General features: G+C 49.9%; 16 protein-coding genes. 5 read left to right on the top strand and 11 right to left on the bottom strand.

Features of this window, described 5'->3' with window-relative positions; translation table 11 throughout:
* Positions 1-469 precede the first annotated feature (469 nt).
* Positions 470-880, top strand: a complete 411-nt coding sequence (locus EJP77_RS09890) for an exosporium protein C (RefSeq protein ID WP_127199072.1) — start codon at positions 470-472, stop codon at positions 878-880.
* Between the two features lie 156 nt (positions 881-1,036).
* On the opposite strand, the gene EJP77_RS09895 is transcribed toward EJP77_RS09890, so the two are convergent.
* Both EJP77_RS09895 and EJP77_RS09900 read right to left on the bottom strand, forming a co-directional pair.
* Positions 1,037-1,237, bottom strand: a complete 201-nt coding sequence (locus EJP77_RS09895) for a copper ion binding protein (RefSeq protein WP_127199073.1) — start codon at positions 1,235-1,237, stop codon at positions 1,037-1,039.
* 22 nt (positions 1,238-1,259) lie between these two features.
* Complete coding sequence (locus EJP77_RS09900; protein ID WP_127199074.1) at positions 1,260-1,598, bottom strand: metal-sensitive transcriptional regulator; 339 nt, start codon at positions 1,596-1,598, stop codon at positions 1,260-1,262.
* 309 nt (positions 1,599-1,907) lie between these two features.
* Between EJP77_RS09900 and EJP77_RS09905 the strand changes: the two genes are divergently transcribed.
* On the top strand, positions 1,908-3,578 hold the full coding sequence (locus tag EJP77_RS09905; protein WP_127199075.1) for a copper resistance protein CopC: 1,671 nt from the start codon (positions 1,908-1,910) through the stop codon (positions 3,576-3,578).
* A 38-nt stretch (positions 3,579-3,616) separates the two neighbouring features.
* On the top strand, positions 3,617-4,399 hold the full coding sequence (locus EJP77_RS09910; protein ID WP_127199076.1) for a YcnI family copper-binding membrane protein: 783 nt from the start codon (positions 3,617-3,619) through the stop codon (positions 4,397-4,399).
* 145 nt (positions 4,400-4,544) lie between these two features.
* Here the strand turns inward: EJP77_RS09910 and EJP77_RS09915 are convergent, their stop codons facing one another.
* Positions 4,545-5,093 carry a flavodoxin family protein gene (locus EJP77_RS09915; RefSeq protein WP_127199077.1) on the bottom strand — a complete coding sequence of 183 codons (549 nt, stop codon included), beginning with the start codon at positions 5,091-5,093 and terminating at the stop codon, positions 4,545-4,547.
* A 293-nt stretch (positions 5,094-5,386) separates the two neighbouring features.
* Between EJP77_RS09915 and EJP77_RS09920 the strand changes: the two genes are divergently transcribed.
* Both EJP77_RS09920 and EJP77_RS09925 read left to right on the top strand, forming a co-directional pair.
* Entirely contained in the window at positions 5,387-5,614 is a 228-nt protein-coding gene (locus EJP77_RS09920) for a PspC domain-containing protein (protein ID WP_127199078.1), read from the top strand.
* Positions 5,615-5,639: 25 nt separating this feature from the next.
* Positions 5,640-6,341, top strand: a complete 702-nt coding sequence (locus EJP77_RS09925; protein WP_246021852.1) for a PspA/IM30 family protein — start codon at positions 5,640-5,642, stop codon at positions 6,339-6,341.
* A 72-nt stretch (positions 6,342-6,413) separates the two neighbouring features.
* On the opposite strand, the gene EJP77_RS09930 is transcribed toward EJP77_RS09925, so the two are convergent.
* The 8 genes from EJP77_RS09930 to EJP77_RS09965 form a co-directional block, all read right to left on the bottom strand.
* Positions 6,414-7,349 carry an SPFH domain-containing protein gene (locus tag EJP77_RS09930; RefSeq protein WP_127199080.1) on the bottom strand — a complete coding sequence of 312 codons (936 nt, stop codon included), beginning with the start codon at positions 7,347-7,349 and terminating at the stop codon, positions 6,414-6,416.
* Positions 7,349-7,783 carry an NfeD family protein gene (locus EJP77_RS09935; protein ID WP_127199081.1) on the bottom strand — a complete coding sequence of 145 codons (435 nt, stop codon included), beginning with the start codon at positions 7,781-7,783 and terminating at the stop codon, positions 7,349-7,351. The genes EJP77_RS09930 and EJP77_RS09935 overlap by 1 nt, the downstream gene beginning before the upstream one ends.
* Before the next feature lie 89 nt (positions 7,784-7,872).
* On the bottom strand, positions 7,873-8,454 hold the full coding sequence (locus EJP77_RS09940; protein ID WP_127199082.1) for a hypothetical protein: 582 nt from the start codon (positions 8,452-8,454) through the stop codon (positions 7,873-7,875).
* Between the two features lies 1 nt (position 8,455).
* Positions 8,456-10,021: a pilus assembly protein PilM gene (gene pilM, locus EJP77_RS09945; protein ID WP_127199083.1), complete on the bottom strand. Its 1,566-nt coding sequence runs from the start codon at positions 10,019-10,021 to the stop codon at positions 8,456-8,458.
* 17 nt (positions 10,022-10,038) lie between these two features.
* Entirely contained in the window at positions 10,039-10,794 is a 756-nt protein-coding gene (locus EJP77_RS09950; RefSeq protein WP_127199084.1) for a prepilin peptidase, read from the bottom strand.
* Positions 10,795-10,892: 98 nt separating this feature from the next.
* The gene (locus EJP77_RS09955) at positions 10,893-11,354 is read right to left on the bottom strand and encodes a type II secretion system protein (protein WP_246021853.1); all 462 of its coding nucleotides are present in this window, start codon (positions 11,352-11,354) and stop codon (positions 10,893-10,895) included.
* A 175-nt stretch (positions 11,355-11,529) separates the two neighbouring features.
* Positions 11,530-12,738, bottom strand: coding sequence for a type II secretion system F family protein (locus EJP77_RS09960; protein WP_127199085.1), 1,209 nt, complete (start codon positions 12,736-12,738; stop codon positions 11,530-11,532).
* Complete coding sequence (locus EJP77_RS09965; RefSeq protein ID WP_127199086.1) at positions 12,738-13,781, bottom strand: type IV pilus twitching motility protein PilT; 1,044 nt, start codon at positions 13,779-13,781, stop codon at positions 12,738-12,740. Before EJP77_RS09965 ends, EJP77_RS09960 begins: the two co-directional genes overlap by 1 nt.
* Between the last annotated feature and the right edge of the window lie 14 nt (positions 13,782-13,795).

A 13,795-nucleotide genomic window follows, 5' to 3' on the forward strand; every position in this document is an offset into this window, starting at 1 on the left:
TTTAAAATAGATATTTGTCTGACTAATCGTGTATCGCCAACTGCTGCGGTATTATACCGACTGACGGTATGTAGGTACTAAATGATTTTCTCTATACCTGCTCGATCATCCTGTTGAGGCATGGATTATGATTGGTGAAAGAAATTGTGTTTTATAGAAATATTGTTGTTGATGTACCGGCTGTGATTGAGATAAGTTATTCAACCCTTATGCAAACCGCCGGTCGGTTTATGCAATAATAATATTATACCGACCGGCGGTCTGTCAAGCGAGTTTTGTTATTTTTTTAAAAGTTGCCTCGGTTAGTCAAAGTACCGTCTTTACTTCATGCCGAAACTATGGAGTAGGTGTTCTCCTTACAGCGGATTATCATTCTATCAAAATTCAACTTTTATAGTAAGTTGATCGTCCACTCCGAATCTATCTACCAGCATATCATACAGTATATTCCAATAAGGAGATGATATTAATGGCACAAATATTAGCTTATAGCACTAACGTTCCTACTCCAATTACTGACGGAGCCGCAATAACAGTCCCATTGACACCAGCGGGTCAAGGGATTTCTCAAGTAAGGATCGTTGTTCCTCCTATCGCAAATAATCGCGTTGAGCTGGTGGCTACCGTTGGTTTTCGGGGTGACCTGGGAACAGGAAGCATTCTATTCCGCATTTTCCGTGACGGCCACGAAATATACTATGCACGCCAAGGATTTGAAACCAGCTTTGAAAAGTATTATCTGACCACGCTCCAAGCGATTGATCCAGGTGTTGTCGCTGGTACCCATGACTATACCCTTTCCGTAGAGCTCCTTACACCAGGTACAGCTGCTACCGTTATAGGTCCTATCACATTCAGCGCGTTGGCGATCGAACTTTAATTAACCGTTGTTGCAGCACAAAGGAGCCCTTATCGGGCTCCTTTTGCGTTGTTCTATCCTTAATATTTGAGGTACAGTGGCCGTACATATAAGTTGAACTTAAGAATTACCAATATACAAGGGGTGTAACCCACTGTTCAACACAAATAGTGTCAATTAGACTACATCGTATCCTTGTTCCTCAATCGCTTCTTTCAATGCTTCTACCTTAACTTTGCTCTCATCATATTTGACGGCAACTGTGCCTGAATCCAGATCTACCTTACCAGCTGCTCCAGCTTCACTCAAAGCACCTTCCACAGCTTTAACGCAGTGCTGACAGGACATGCCCTGTACGTTCAATGTTACTTCAGTCATGATGGTTAGCCTCCTTGGATTATTACTTCATTAATTTATTAACCGTAACCAGCAGTTCATCCATAACTTCCATCTCTCCGGCCTGGATTCGCTCAATGACACAGCTCTTCATATGTCCTTCCAGCAGGAGCTTGCCGACGCTGTTAAGGGCCGACTGAATGGCAGCAATCTGATTGAGCACATCATCACAGTAGGTATCCTTCTCAATCATGCCCTTCACTCCACGAATCTGTCCTTCGACACGATTTAATCGGGTGATCAGGTTGCTCTTCGTTTTCTCGGAGTGGTGGCTTTGACGGGTATGATCCCCTGTAGTACAGCAGTCAGCATTCGCGGCCTGCACTTGATTCTCTTCCGACATTCTCCCCCGCCCCCTTACTTTAATTATAGCTTTATTATAATATACCCCAAGGGGGTATTCAAGTGTGTTCTTGTGATCCTAGTTATCCTTCCCGGATTGTTCTTAAATAGTAACATTTGAAGACAGGATTTCAAAAACAGGGGTGTTGATAACGGGTATACTTATAATTAGGCTCATCACAGTGACTTTTTTCACTAATTGGACATAAACCTGCTTGAACCGCTCCCTGTTTATAGCCCGTTGTAGTCATGCCGATTTGGCCATACTAAGATAGAATCATATTGATCTTACTAGAGAAGGTGAAGATGCTTGAATATCAAATCAAGTCATAAATGGATTAGCGGGATCATGATCCTGTGTGTGTTCCTCCTCATGTGTCCGGGGCTTGCCTCCGCACATGCCTATATCGTGAAGTCAATTCCTGCCGCCAATGAGGCCCTGGATAAGTCTCCGGAGAAGATCACGATTGTGTTCAATGAACCGATTGAGAAGGTATTCCACGCTCTGGAGGTAACGAATACCTCAGGAGCACGTGTTGACCTGGACGACTCTCAGATTGATGAGAAGAATCCGGCGAAGCTTACTGCCAATCTGCAAAAAAATCTGCCAGACGGAATCTACACCGCCAGCTGGCGTGTTGTCTCGGCCGATGGACACGCGATCAATGGCGTCATCCCATTCATCGTCGGCAGCGGAGAATCCGCACCAGCTTCGCAGACGGCTGCCCCCGGGAATACGCTCCCCGATTGGGATGCTACGCTGATCCGCTGGCTGCAGTATGCGGGGCTGTCCCTTTATCTGGGAACCCTATTCTTCCACTTGTTCCTGCTGCCCAAAGCAGAGCGGAAAGCATCGTACAAGCTGGGTCGCAGCCAATGGACCCTGATCATTTCCTTCGTGCTTACCGCGGTGGGCGTCCTATTAAGTCTTCCGCTGCATGCCCGGCTTGATGCCGGAGTCTCCTGGAGTGAGGCATGGAGCAAGAATGTGCTCGGTGAAACTTTAAGATACTCTACATTTGGTTCCGTTTGGTGGACTCAGGTACTGCTTCTGCTAATTCTGGCCGGTCTGACCTATGCACTCATTCCTAGATGGAGTCAAGGCGAGAAGCCGATCTTCGCAGGTCTGGCAGTCGGCACCATCCTGGCCATGTTTACGGCCAAGGCCTTTATGGGACATGCCGCTACTGCAGAGATCGAAGGTCTCGCCATCGGCAATGACTTTGTGCATCTGACTGCCGCATCCCTGTGGCTGGGCAGCCTGCTCGCCCTAGCGTTCCTGCTTCCGGCTTACAGCCGGGGAAAGACGGATTCTGCTGAGCGCAAGCAGCTCTACTGGGCGACGATTCAGCGATTCTCGCTGACCGGAGCGATCTGTGTTCTTCTTTTGCTGGGAAGCGGGCTCTATGGCATCAAAATCTTCACCCCAACGCTGGGTTCCCTATTCACTTCCATATACGGCCAGGTGCTGCTGGCCAAGATTGCCCTGTTCATCATCATGCTTGTCTTCGCACTTACCGGATTCCTTCGGGGAAGACGGCAGAACCGGGAACTGGGCCCGGCGGTGTGGATTGAATTCTGTGTCGGCATTTTCGTGCTCATACTAGCAGCGGTTCTATCCAATCTGCCTACTGCTCTGTCCAATCCAGGTCCCGCTCATCTTGAGGATACGACCCGGAGCGGATACACCGTCATGATTGATATTTCACCCAATATTATGGGCAAGAATGAGTTCAAGGTCTCGGTCAAGGACCCTGAGGGCAAGCCGGTTACGGCAATTGAGCAGACTTCCTTGAAGCTGACCTCACGCGAGATGGCGATGGGTACCTTGGAAATTAACATGCCTGGGAACACATCTCCCATAACCAAGGAAGACTTAATTACGATGGCAGGCCGCTGGGAGATCAAATATCACGTCCTGTTGAAATCGCTGGATTCGCTTGATGGAATCGTTGATTTTACCGTGGGTAATCCAAAATAAATAGTTGAAAATATGTACACAAAGGAGATTAAATCGAAATGAAACAAGCCTTCTCCAAGTTAACAGCCGTATTCTCGGCAGCCATTATCGGCACTTTATTGTTCGCCGGCCTTGCCAGCGCGCATGTATCCGTCAAGCCCTCTGCCTCGAAACCCAAGGCGTACGAGACCTATACCATCAAAATCCCTGTAGAAAAGGACATTCCCACCGTCAAGGTTGCCCTCAAAATCCCGGCAGGGGTGGACTTCAAGAACTACCAGCCTGTAACGGGCTGGAAGGTAGAGACGGCCAAGGATGACGCGGGCAAGGTCACGACCGTAACCTGGGCCGCCGAAGGGGATGGCGGGATTGAGCCGGGCCAGTTCCAGCAGTTCAATTTTGTAGCTAAGAACCCGGATAAAGATACCACGATCGCTTGGGATGCCTATCAGTACTACAAGGATGGCAGTATAGTGGAGTGGACCGGGGACGGTGGAGATTCTCCCCACTCTGTGACAACGGTCAGCGCATCCGGCGATGCCTCCGCGGCTTCGGATAGCGGCCACGACGAGCATGCTGCCGAGGCTCCCGGTGACCACGCCGGTGAATCCACGGGAACTGCGGCAGCCGGCACCGACGCTGCGGCTGGTGCCGCGAGTACAGAAGCCGCACCTTCTGCTAGTACAGACGCCGCTGCACCAGCCGTGAGCAACGCCGCGCAGGCGAACAGCGACAGCTCCGCGGCTCAGACGATCTCCATCGTACTGTCTGCTGCGGCCCTGGTCATTTCGCTGGCAGCGCTGTGGATCTCTATTCTGTTCGTACGGAGAATCAAACGTTAATTCATTGATTACTAATACCTAGATGGAATGATCTAAGATCATTCTATCTACAGACAAAGAGGTTATTCCTGGCTGAACATGCCAGGGATAACCTCTTTGTCATAATCAAGGGACGTCACTTATCCTGGCTGCTGAAAGTCAGAAGTCAGGCTCGTTGTTCTTTAAGCTGCTCATTCAGCCACTTCGCGTTCAACAGAGCGCGGGAATCGGCTAGAATATCGCCCGGCTTGCTGCCTTTGCCGATGATATAGCCTTCCAGCGGCAGCCCTACGAAGTCGAAGGTGAGCTTCAGCTGCTGAATCAGCGGCAGTGCCTTAATGTGAGGATCGTCCCCGCCCACGGCGACGATATAGGCTTTCTTTTGCGAGATAAGTTCCTTGAAGTTATAGTCTGTACTCCTTAAGCTCTGGGACCACCGATCAATGAACGTCTTGAGCGGACTTGATACTCCATACCAATATACCGGGGTTGCAAAGATTAGAATATCGTGCTCCAGCACACGCTGGATCAATTCATCATACTCGTCCTGTACGGGCTGGAAGCCCTCAGGAACATGCCGCTGATCGACAATCGTCTGGATGTTCTTCTCATGCAGCACAAATTTGCTATGGTTGATCCCTTCAACCACCTGATCCACTAGCTGCTCTGTATTTCCACCGGAACGCGTACTTCCGAGCAAAACTGCAATACTCATTGTGAGTCCCCTTCCACAAAATGTTAATTACTCCTTTGGAAAAATACTACGATGTTATGCACTTCGGCACAATAACATTCTGCCTCTTTACTCCGCTAAACATATACATATGCCGAACTACTGGCCTTTGTGATGAACTCGTTCCCCGACCTAAGTCCAGATCAAAAACCGTCTGAGGGCCGTTTTGAATGATTTCCCCGCAAGGTAAGATATAAACATAAGTTACAGCAACGGTACAGCGTACGACACACGAGCTAACGACTACCAATAAGAATCCGGAGGAGATTATTAATATGAATAAATTGTACAGATCCAGAAATGATCGTAAAATCAGCGGACTATGCGGAGGTATTGCACAGTACTTTGGTGTTGATCCCACTATTGTCCGTCTAGTCACTGTAGTTGGAGCTCTTTGCAGCTTTGGTACCTTCGTTCCGATCTATGTCATTGCCAGCCTTCTTGTTCCGAAAGAGCCGGGCGGCTTTGGCTTCCATGACTCTTATCACCACCACACTTACTAATTCAAATTATAAGGAGAGATGAATCATGAGTATTTTTGAAAGACTTGCCAATATGACTAAAGCTGTAGCCCACGAGGCCTTGAACAAGCTGGAGAATCCGGTTCTGCTAATGAACCAGTATCTCCGCAATCTGGAGGAGGACATCCGAATCGCTGAGCGTAAATTAACGGAGCAGCAAGGCACTTTGAAAGTCCTCGCTTGGCGCAAAGAAGAAGCCCTCCGTTCTGCAGAGCAGTCCGAACAGACTGCATCCCAAGCTCTTGCAGGAGGTAATGAATCCGCCGCTAGAGAAGCCCTATCTGCTAAGATTCAGTTCGCAGAGCAGGCCGAGAAGCACGCCGCCCAGATCCAGGAAGCAGGGATTCGCATACAAGAGCTTGAATTCCAGATCCAAAATGCCAAAGAGGAATATGAACGCCTCAAAGAGAAGCGCACTGAGCTTGCTGCTCGCGCCCAGAAGGCGGAAGAAAGATCCCAAAGCATCCGCCCAAGCTTCAGCTATGGTATTGAGAGCGGGTCAGCCGCCCGGGGCTTTGAGCGTATGGAAGAGAAGATTATGCAGTGGGAAGCCAATCTTGATGCCGGAGGCCATGCGTACTCCGCGCCTGCAGCCAGTGCACCGCACACTGAAGTGCAATCTGCCTATTCGGCGGCTGTTGAAGAAGAACTGAAGCGCCTGCAAAGCAAGAGAGCCGGCGAGCCAGCGAGTAAGGAAGTTAACGAGTAAGAGGATCAGCGAGTAAGAGACACACAAAGGCCCGGAGCTGATGCTCCGGGCCTTCTAATGACTTAAGCTATGTTATTTATCGCTCTTGCCTGCTTTGAACACTTCACCGATTGCACCAATGCTGCCAAGCGCATCAACCGTAGAGGTCGGCAGGAATACTTTGTTAGCAGGGCCTTTGGCTACTTCTTTTAGAGCTTCAAAAGAGTAGTATGCAAGCACGCTCTCGTTCAAGTCTGCATTACGCAACAGCTCAATCCGGTTCTTCTCGGCTTCAGCAACGGCCTGAATCGCCTTCGCTTGACCCAGCGCTTCCAACTCCTGAGCTTGCCCAAGACCTTCCGCTTCGCGGATACGCGCCTCTTTATCCCCTTCGGCCTTAAGGATCTTACTCTGCTTATCCCCTTCAGCACGAAGGATCATGTCCTGCTTGGCCGCTTCCGCTTCAAGCACGATAGCCCGCTTGCTGCGCTCGGCCTTCATTTGTTTGTCCATCGCTTCCTGGATATCGAGCGGAGGCTTAATATCGATAACCTCTACCCGTTCAATGCGAACTCCCCATTTCTCGGTAGCTTCATCGAGGGCGAGACGGATTTCAGTAGAGATTTTCTCCCGTCCGGACAGGGTTTCGTCCAGTTCCAGCTTACCGATAATTTGGCGCATCGTAGCAGTGGAAATGTTGCGCACCCCGTACACATAATCCGAAATTCCGTAGGTTGCCTCTTCCGGCCCTACTACCTGATAGAAGATAATCGTGTCGATCTGGACCTGCACGTTATCCTTAGTGATGACGGTCTGCGGCGGAACGTTCGCTTGTTGAATCCGCAGGTCATGATAGATACGAACCTGATCAATTACCGGAATCAGAATGTTCAGCCCCGGTGTCAACAGACGATGAAATCTCCCCAGGCGCTCAACGACACCCACCCGCTGCTGCGGTACGATTTTGACAGTTAATGCAATGAATATAACGACGACAACCAGAATAATACCAATTACAGCCCAAGTCATTAATGTGTACCCTCCCATCGTTCAACTTCAATAATGGCATTGCCCCGCTTCACGACGATGACCTGTTCACCTGCATCAATGAACTGATCGGACACCGCGGTCCACGTGTCTCCCCCGATCTTCACGATTCCGTTCTTCGATTTGTCGATCGGCTCGACCACAATCCCCTGTTTACCGACAAGCTCGGTACCGATGTCTTGGAACCCTCTGGATGCACGAAATCTTCTGACCAGCGGCTTGGTAAATAAGGTCAATATAAGCGCGACTACGCAGCCGACAACCACCTGCATCAAAATGTTGTCCGGTGCTATTAAAGCCACCAGTGTCGCCGCTCCTGCTCCTATACTGAGCCACAGGAGATAAAACGTCAACGTCATCATTTCGAAGACAAGCAGAATTCCGGCAGTAATCAGCCAAAACACCCATGTATGCATCCGGCAGATGCACCACCTTTCCGCGATATAACTATATATACGGACCAACCGGTAAAAGGTATTCAGGTTATCTAAATGTTACGTTAGGTTTATGAAGGATCATAATAAGCCGTGAAAGAGATCGTGGCTTTGATGATGCTTCCCGGAGCCTTGGTCTCATAGGGCTTTTGAAAACTGAAGGAATCAATGGCAATCAAGCGTTTCAGCTTCTGAAGCTCTGACATCCAGGTCTTGATCTGGGTGTAGTTCCCCTCAAGCGTAGCCGTCATCTTCACTTCCCGAACGGTTGGAAAAGGGGACTTGTCCTTGCTAAGGCTGGTACGAATCAGATTAGACTCCGGCAGAGTGAACTGAATATCCCGCAAGAGGACTGAGGCCTTCTGATTTATCCGGGTAAAATCCAAAATGAGCTGCTCGGTGTTCTCGCTAGTTGGTAGATATTCGCGAATTTCTTCCATCTCAGGGCTATCCTCACTGCCTCCCTTCAGCACATTCACTCGGTTCTGCATCAGGCTGTTCTCCTGCTGCAACGTAGTCATCTCCTCTTGCTGGGATGCAGCTTCTTTGCTTGCTGGCAGAACAGCCAGCATGTAGAAGGCGAATAACAACAGGAACAACAGGACAGCCGCAGGCAGCAGCACAGTGCGGTATTTCTGAATCATTTCCATCATTCTATTCTGTCCCACCTTCCTGTGTCTGCTTCTCATTCGTCATACGGATTTTATAGACCGCAGCATAGACCCGTGTCGGGAGGTTTCCTACTTCCGCCATGTCCTCGGACAGCTTGTCAATCTGCATACTCACGGCAAATGGCAGCTTCCGCAGCTGGCTCAAATACACCGAAGCATCCTCCATTTTCACAAAATTAGCGGTTAATGTAATCTCCGTATTCTGGGTATACCCTATGTTCACAATAGCCCCGCCCTGAGGCATGGGCTTGTTAAGTTGATCCAGTACAGCCACAGCATCCATACGGGATTTGAGAATCGTGTTAATCACCAGCTTGGGATCCGTCGGTTGACCCTTGGTATTGAGCTTGGCCAGCTCGGCCATGAGAAGGGTCTTATTGTCATTTAACTCCTGAATCCGGACTGCCTGCTCATTGACTGTGTCCCGATTCGTTACGTAGAGAATTCCTACCGCAATTGCGCCGAAGATCCATAATATAAGAATAGATGCCATTAATACCGGATACAGCTGGGCCTCACGGTCCTCCCTTGGGAGCAAATCCAGAGCTCCTGCATCGGTCCTCCTGATTGCCGCTCCTATCGCAATTCGGTATGCGTTAAGTTCTGGGTCCGCAGCCGCCTCACTCGTCAGCCGGTCAAAGTTCACTGTCCTGATGTTCATGTCCCCGATTGCTAATTGAAGCTCCTCCAGCATCTGCTGCTGTCCAGTTCTGGAGCCCGTAATGATGATCTCCGTAATGCGGGTCTCCCCATCATGAAGACTGTATTGGTAAAAGTTCAGCATCCGTGAAATTTCGGCGGTAATCTCCACCATCTGCTCAGCACTAATCCGTGACTGATTGGCGGACTCGAACCCGTCCGGATCTATAGGCGAACTGCCGTCTGTGAATCCCGCTAGCTGGTTCGGCTGCATGTCATTCAAATTAATCGATCGCATGAAGATCGGCTGCCCGGCATGGAACATATAGATGTCGAGATGTGCCCCGTCTTGGTGAATCAGCATGGTCTCGGTAAAAGATTCACTTCGGCCAACCCCAATTGCCCGCGCAAGAGCAGTCGCAGAGGTCTCCACCGCACTGACCTTGATACCTGCATCGGCGAGCAGTTCTACATAATCCTCGACCAGTCTCCTCGGGGCCGCAAATACCAGGAGATGAGTGTTCTCCTCGTCCTTCCGGATAGGAAGGTAATCATAGACCGGATTCTCAAAAGGAAGATGCAGCGCGGTCTCCACTTCGAGCTTCACCAGCTGCTCGACCTGCTTGGCATTTGTACTTGGAATCGTCATGCGGCGGATGATAATCTGGGAAGGCGGGATGGACAGCGAGACCTCGCTGCCTTTAAGTCCCTTTTCTTGTACCCAGTTCTGCAGCAGCTCGCGGAAATTCTCCTTGTCGGCGATTTCATTCTCAATTATCATCCCGGGCTGAAGGGGAAGAAAGCTTCTCGTCTCCATTTCCCAGGACTTGTTCTTCTTCAGCTTGATATAGCGGACCCCGTTCTGCTCAATCGTAAGACCGATCCATTTCTTGGAACCTAGTGTATGCATGTGTGTAATCGAACCTCCTAACCGATGAGCGAGAGATACCCGCTAATAATCTGTGAACCATATCCGTAAGCAATCAGTATACCTATAATCAACCAGGGCCCGAACGGGATATGCTGTTTGCGTTTGATTGTACCGGTGAGCATCAGGACTCCGCCGACCACTGTGCCAAACACACAGGCAATGAATAGGGCAAGGAGCGTACCCGGAAGCCCTATAACGAGGCCGCATAAGGCCAGCAGCTTCGCGTCCCCCATGCCCATCCCTCCGCCGGAAATAAGGATAATCAGCAGAATGATCCCGCCGCCCGCAAGAGCCCCAAGCACATAATTCCATAGGGATTGATCGTGATAGATTAACCGCAAGATGATTAGTAGCGGCGCAAAGAATAGCAGCACCTTATTCGGAATGCGCATATATTTCATGTCCGTCACCGTCACAATTACACCAAGACTGCCGAGGGTCAATCCCACCAGGGATTCTCCGGTAAGCCCTGTCCTGAGGTAGACCCACAGGAAGAGCAGCCCTGTCGCGGTCTCGCCCAGCGGGTACAGCGCGGACAGCTTTGCTGAGCAGTAGCGGCATCTGCCTCTTGAGATAAGGAAGCTGAACACCGGGATAAGATCGCGCGTCCCGAGCCGGGTCCCGCAGCCCGAACAGCGGGATGGCGGGTGAACGATAGACTCCCCTGCGGGTATCCGAAGGGCGACGACGTTATAGAAGGAACCGAGCATCAATCCTAGCAGAGTAACGTAAATGGCTATAAAGATAGACATCAAGGGCCAAGTCTACTTTCTATTGTGAATTTGAAACAGGAACCGGGGTTGGCCGGTTCCTGGGGGATCATACGATAAACTTAAATAAAATCAACTCTTTACTTTTTCTGCTGAATAACCTGGGTGGCTGTATAACTAATAGGGTCCTTTGTAGATGTATGAGAGGCTGATTCTAATGTGACACTTTCTAAAGTCCCTTTTGCATCGAACTTCACCACTCCACCAGTAAGAGGTTCTTTATTACTTGGAAGTGAAATTGCTGAATCTAGATATCCTTTGCCAGTAAGACCATCTGCTCCAATAATATTAATTGATCCAGCAGTTAGGAAATCACCATTTTTTTCACTAGTCACATATAAACGTGCAGCATCGTATACTTGTCGGGCAGTAGCTAAGTCTGCGTCATCCTTAGACTTATTAATAATATTACTAATCAAAGGAATCGCAATAACCGCAATAATCCCCAAGATAACAATAACCGCCAAGAGCTCGATCAGCGTGAATCCTTTCTCCTCTTTGCCTAGTCTTTTCAATCTTCTATTCATAGCTTGTGCTAACATCTTAATTCCTCCCAGTATTCAATAGTGGTTTATTTAACCTTTTTGACTTAACCGACCAGTAATCACAACCCTATGATGCGTTTCTAAAGATGCTGAAGAAGTGAACTATCCGATCAGCGGCACCACCTTTCAAGTTCTAACCACTCTTTTAACCCCACAGTTAACCCCTAACAAGCTATCCCATCTGACTATAGATACTGAACATCGGCAGCATGATCGCTGCCACAATGGTGCCTACGACTGCGGCGAGAAAAACAATAAGCAGCGGCTCTATCAGCGACTTCAAGCGATCGACCGTGTTATCTACATCCATCTCGTAGAAATCAGCGACTTTCTCAAGCATCTGATCGAGGGCCCCCGTCTCTTCCCCTATCGCAATCATCTGGGTGACAAGCGGAGGGAACACCCACGCCTTCTTAAGCGGTTCGCTAAGCGGGTTACCCTGTCGCAGTGAATCCCCTGCGCTGTGAATGAATCCAGCAATCACTTTATTCCCGGCGACGTCTTCCACGATCGCCAGGGACTGCAGCACAGGCACGGAGCTGGCATACAAGGATGAGAAGGTGCGGGTGAACTGTGCGATGGCACTCTTTTGAATTAGTTTGCCGAATACTGGGACCTTAAGCTTGGCATAATCGATCCAGTAGGCCCCATTCTCCGTCCTTTTATATACCTGAAAACCGATAATGAGTAATAGAATACCCGCGAACCAGAAATACCACTGGTGCTGAATACTGCTGCTTAACGCAAGTACGATCTTCGTTACGGCCGGAAGCTCTGCATTCATGGAAGCGAACATCTGGACGAACTGCGGTACGATCGCCCACAGCAGGTAGACCACTGCCGCAATGGCTAGAACGCCTACTGTAATGGGATACATTAAGGCGGATTTCACTTTCTCCTTGGTCTTGTACTGCTTCTCGAAGAATTGGGCCAGACGCTCAAGCGTGCCCTCCAGGTTCCCGGATTCCTCCCCGGCACGGATCATGCTGACGAACATGGAAGGAAAGATTTTCTTATGATCCTGAACTGCTTGGGAGTAGGGAACACCGCGAAGCAGACTGGCATGAATCTCCTGCAGCGCCTTACGCAGCGCTTTGCTGTCCGTCTGTTCGGACAGAATGACCGTGGCATCCACAATGGTGACTCCCGCACGGATTAAAGTAGCGAACTGCCGGCAGTAAATGATAAATTGAACGTTCTTAACGGGATTACCAATATAGATATCCTTTGATAGTATCGTGTTGCTCTGCTCTTTCAGCGAGAACACCGTCACTCCGCGCTTACGGAGCTCTTCCATTGCAGTAGACTTGTCCACGGCGGAAAGCTTGCCCTTCAGCTGCTTCCCACTGGCCGTCTTAATCTGATATTCAAACTGCGGCATCAGCTCATCGCCTCCGTAAGATAGGCCTTGGCTGCTGCTGGATCAATAAGCCCCTGCTGCAGCTGTTCACGAATCGCCATGTCCAGCGTATGCATCCCCTGCTGACGCCCTGTCTGCATCAGGCTCTTGATCTGGTGGCTTTTCTCCGTACGAATCAGATTTGCAACGGCTGGCGTATTCACCAGAATCTCTGTTGCACACTGTCTGCCGCCTGCCTTACCCGCTCTTGGAAAAAGGCGCTGCGAGATGACCGAGATCAGCACCGAAGCCAGCTGTGTACGGATCTGTGCCTGCTGCGGTCCCGGAAAAGCATCAATGATCCGGTCAATCGTCTGGGGAGCATCGGTCGTATGCAGCGTAGCCAGTACAAGATGTCCCGTCTCCGCCGCGGTGATGGCCGCAGAGATCGTCTCCAGATCCCGCATTTCGCCGACAAGAATCACATCAGGGTCCTGACGAAGCGCAGCCCTTAGGCCATTCGCGAAGCTTGCGGTGTCACTCCCTACCTCACGCTGATGAATCAGCGAAGTCCCATGGGTGTGCAGATATTCCACCGGATCTTCCAGAGTCACAATATGCTTCTTCTGGGTCCGGTTAATATAGCCGATCATAGCGGCCAGGGTTGAGGATTTCCCACTTCCGGTTGGTCCGGTTACCAGGATCAATCCCTGAGGCTTGTTCGTAAGTGTAGTGATGATCGAAGGAAGCTGCAGCTGCTCAAGTGTAGGTATTGTCCCAGGAATAAGTCTGGCTGCGATGCTGGTCTCACTACGTTGTCTATATATATTTATTCGGTATCTTCCGACGTCTTCAATAGTGTGTGCGAAATCTATTTCTCCGGCTTCCCGAAACCTTTGGGCCCGCTCTGCTCCAAGCAGCTCCTCGGCCATCTCATGAGCATCAGCCGGCGTGACAAGCGTCTCGTTAAGGGAAGTCAGTGTTCCATCTATCCGCATTACAGGAGGGGAACCTACTGAAATATGAAGGTCAGAGGCGCCAGCATCGTTCGCTCTTCTTAGCAGTTCTTCTATCTGTTGAGTCATCCTCTATTCCTCCC

It is taken from the genome of Paenibacillus zeisoli (assembly GCF_003994465.1).
In the GTDB taxonomy this organism is placed as follows: Bacteria; Bacillota; Bacilli; order Paenibacillales; family Paenibacillaceae; genus Fontibacillus; species Fontibacillus zeisoli.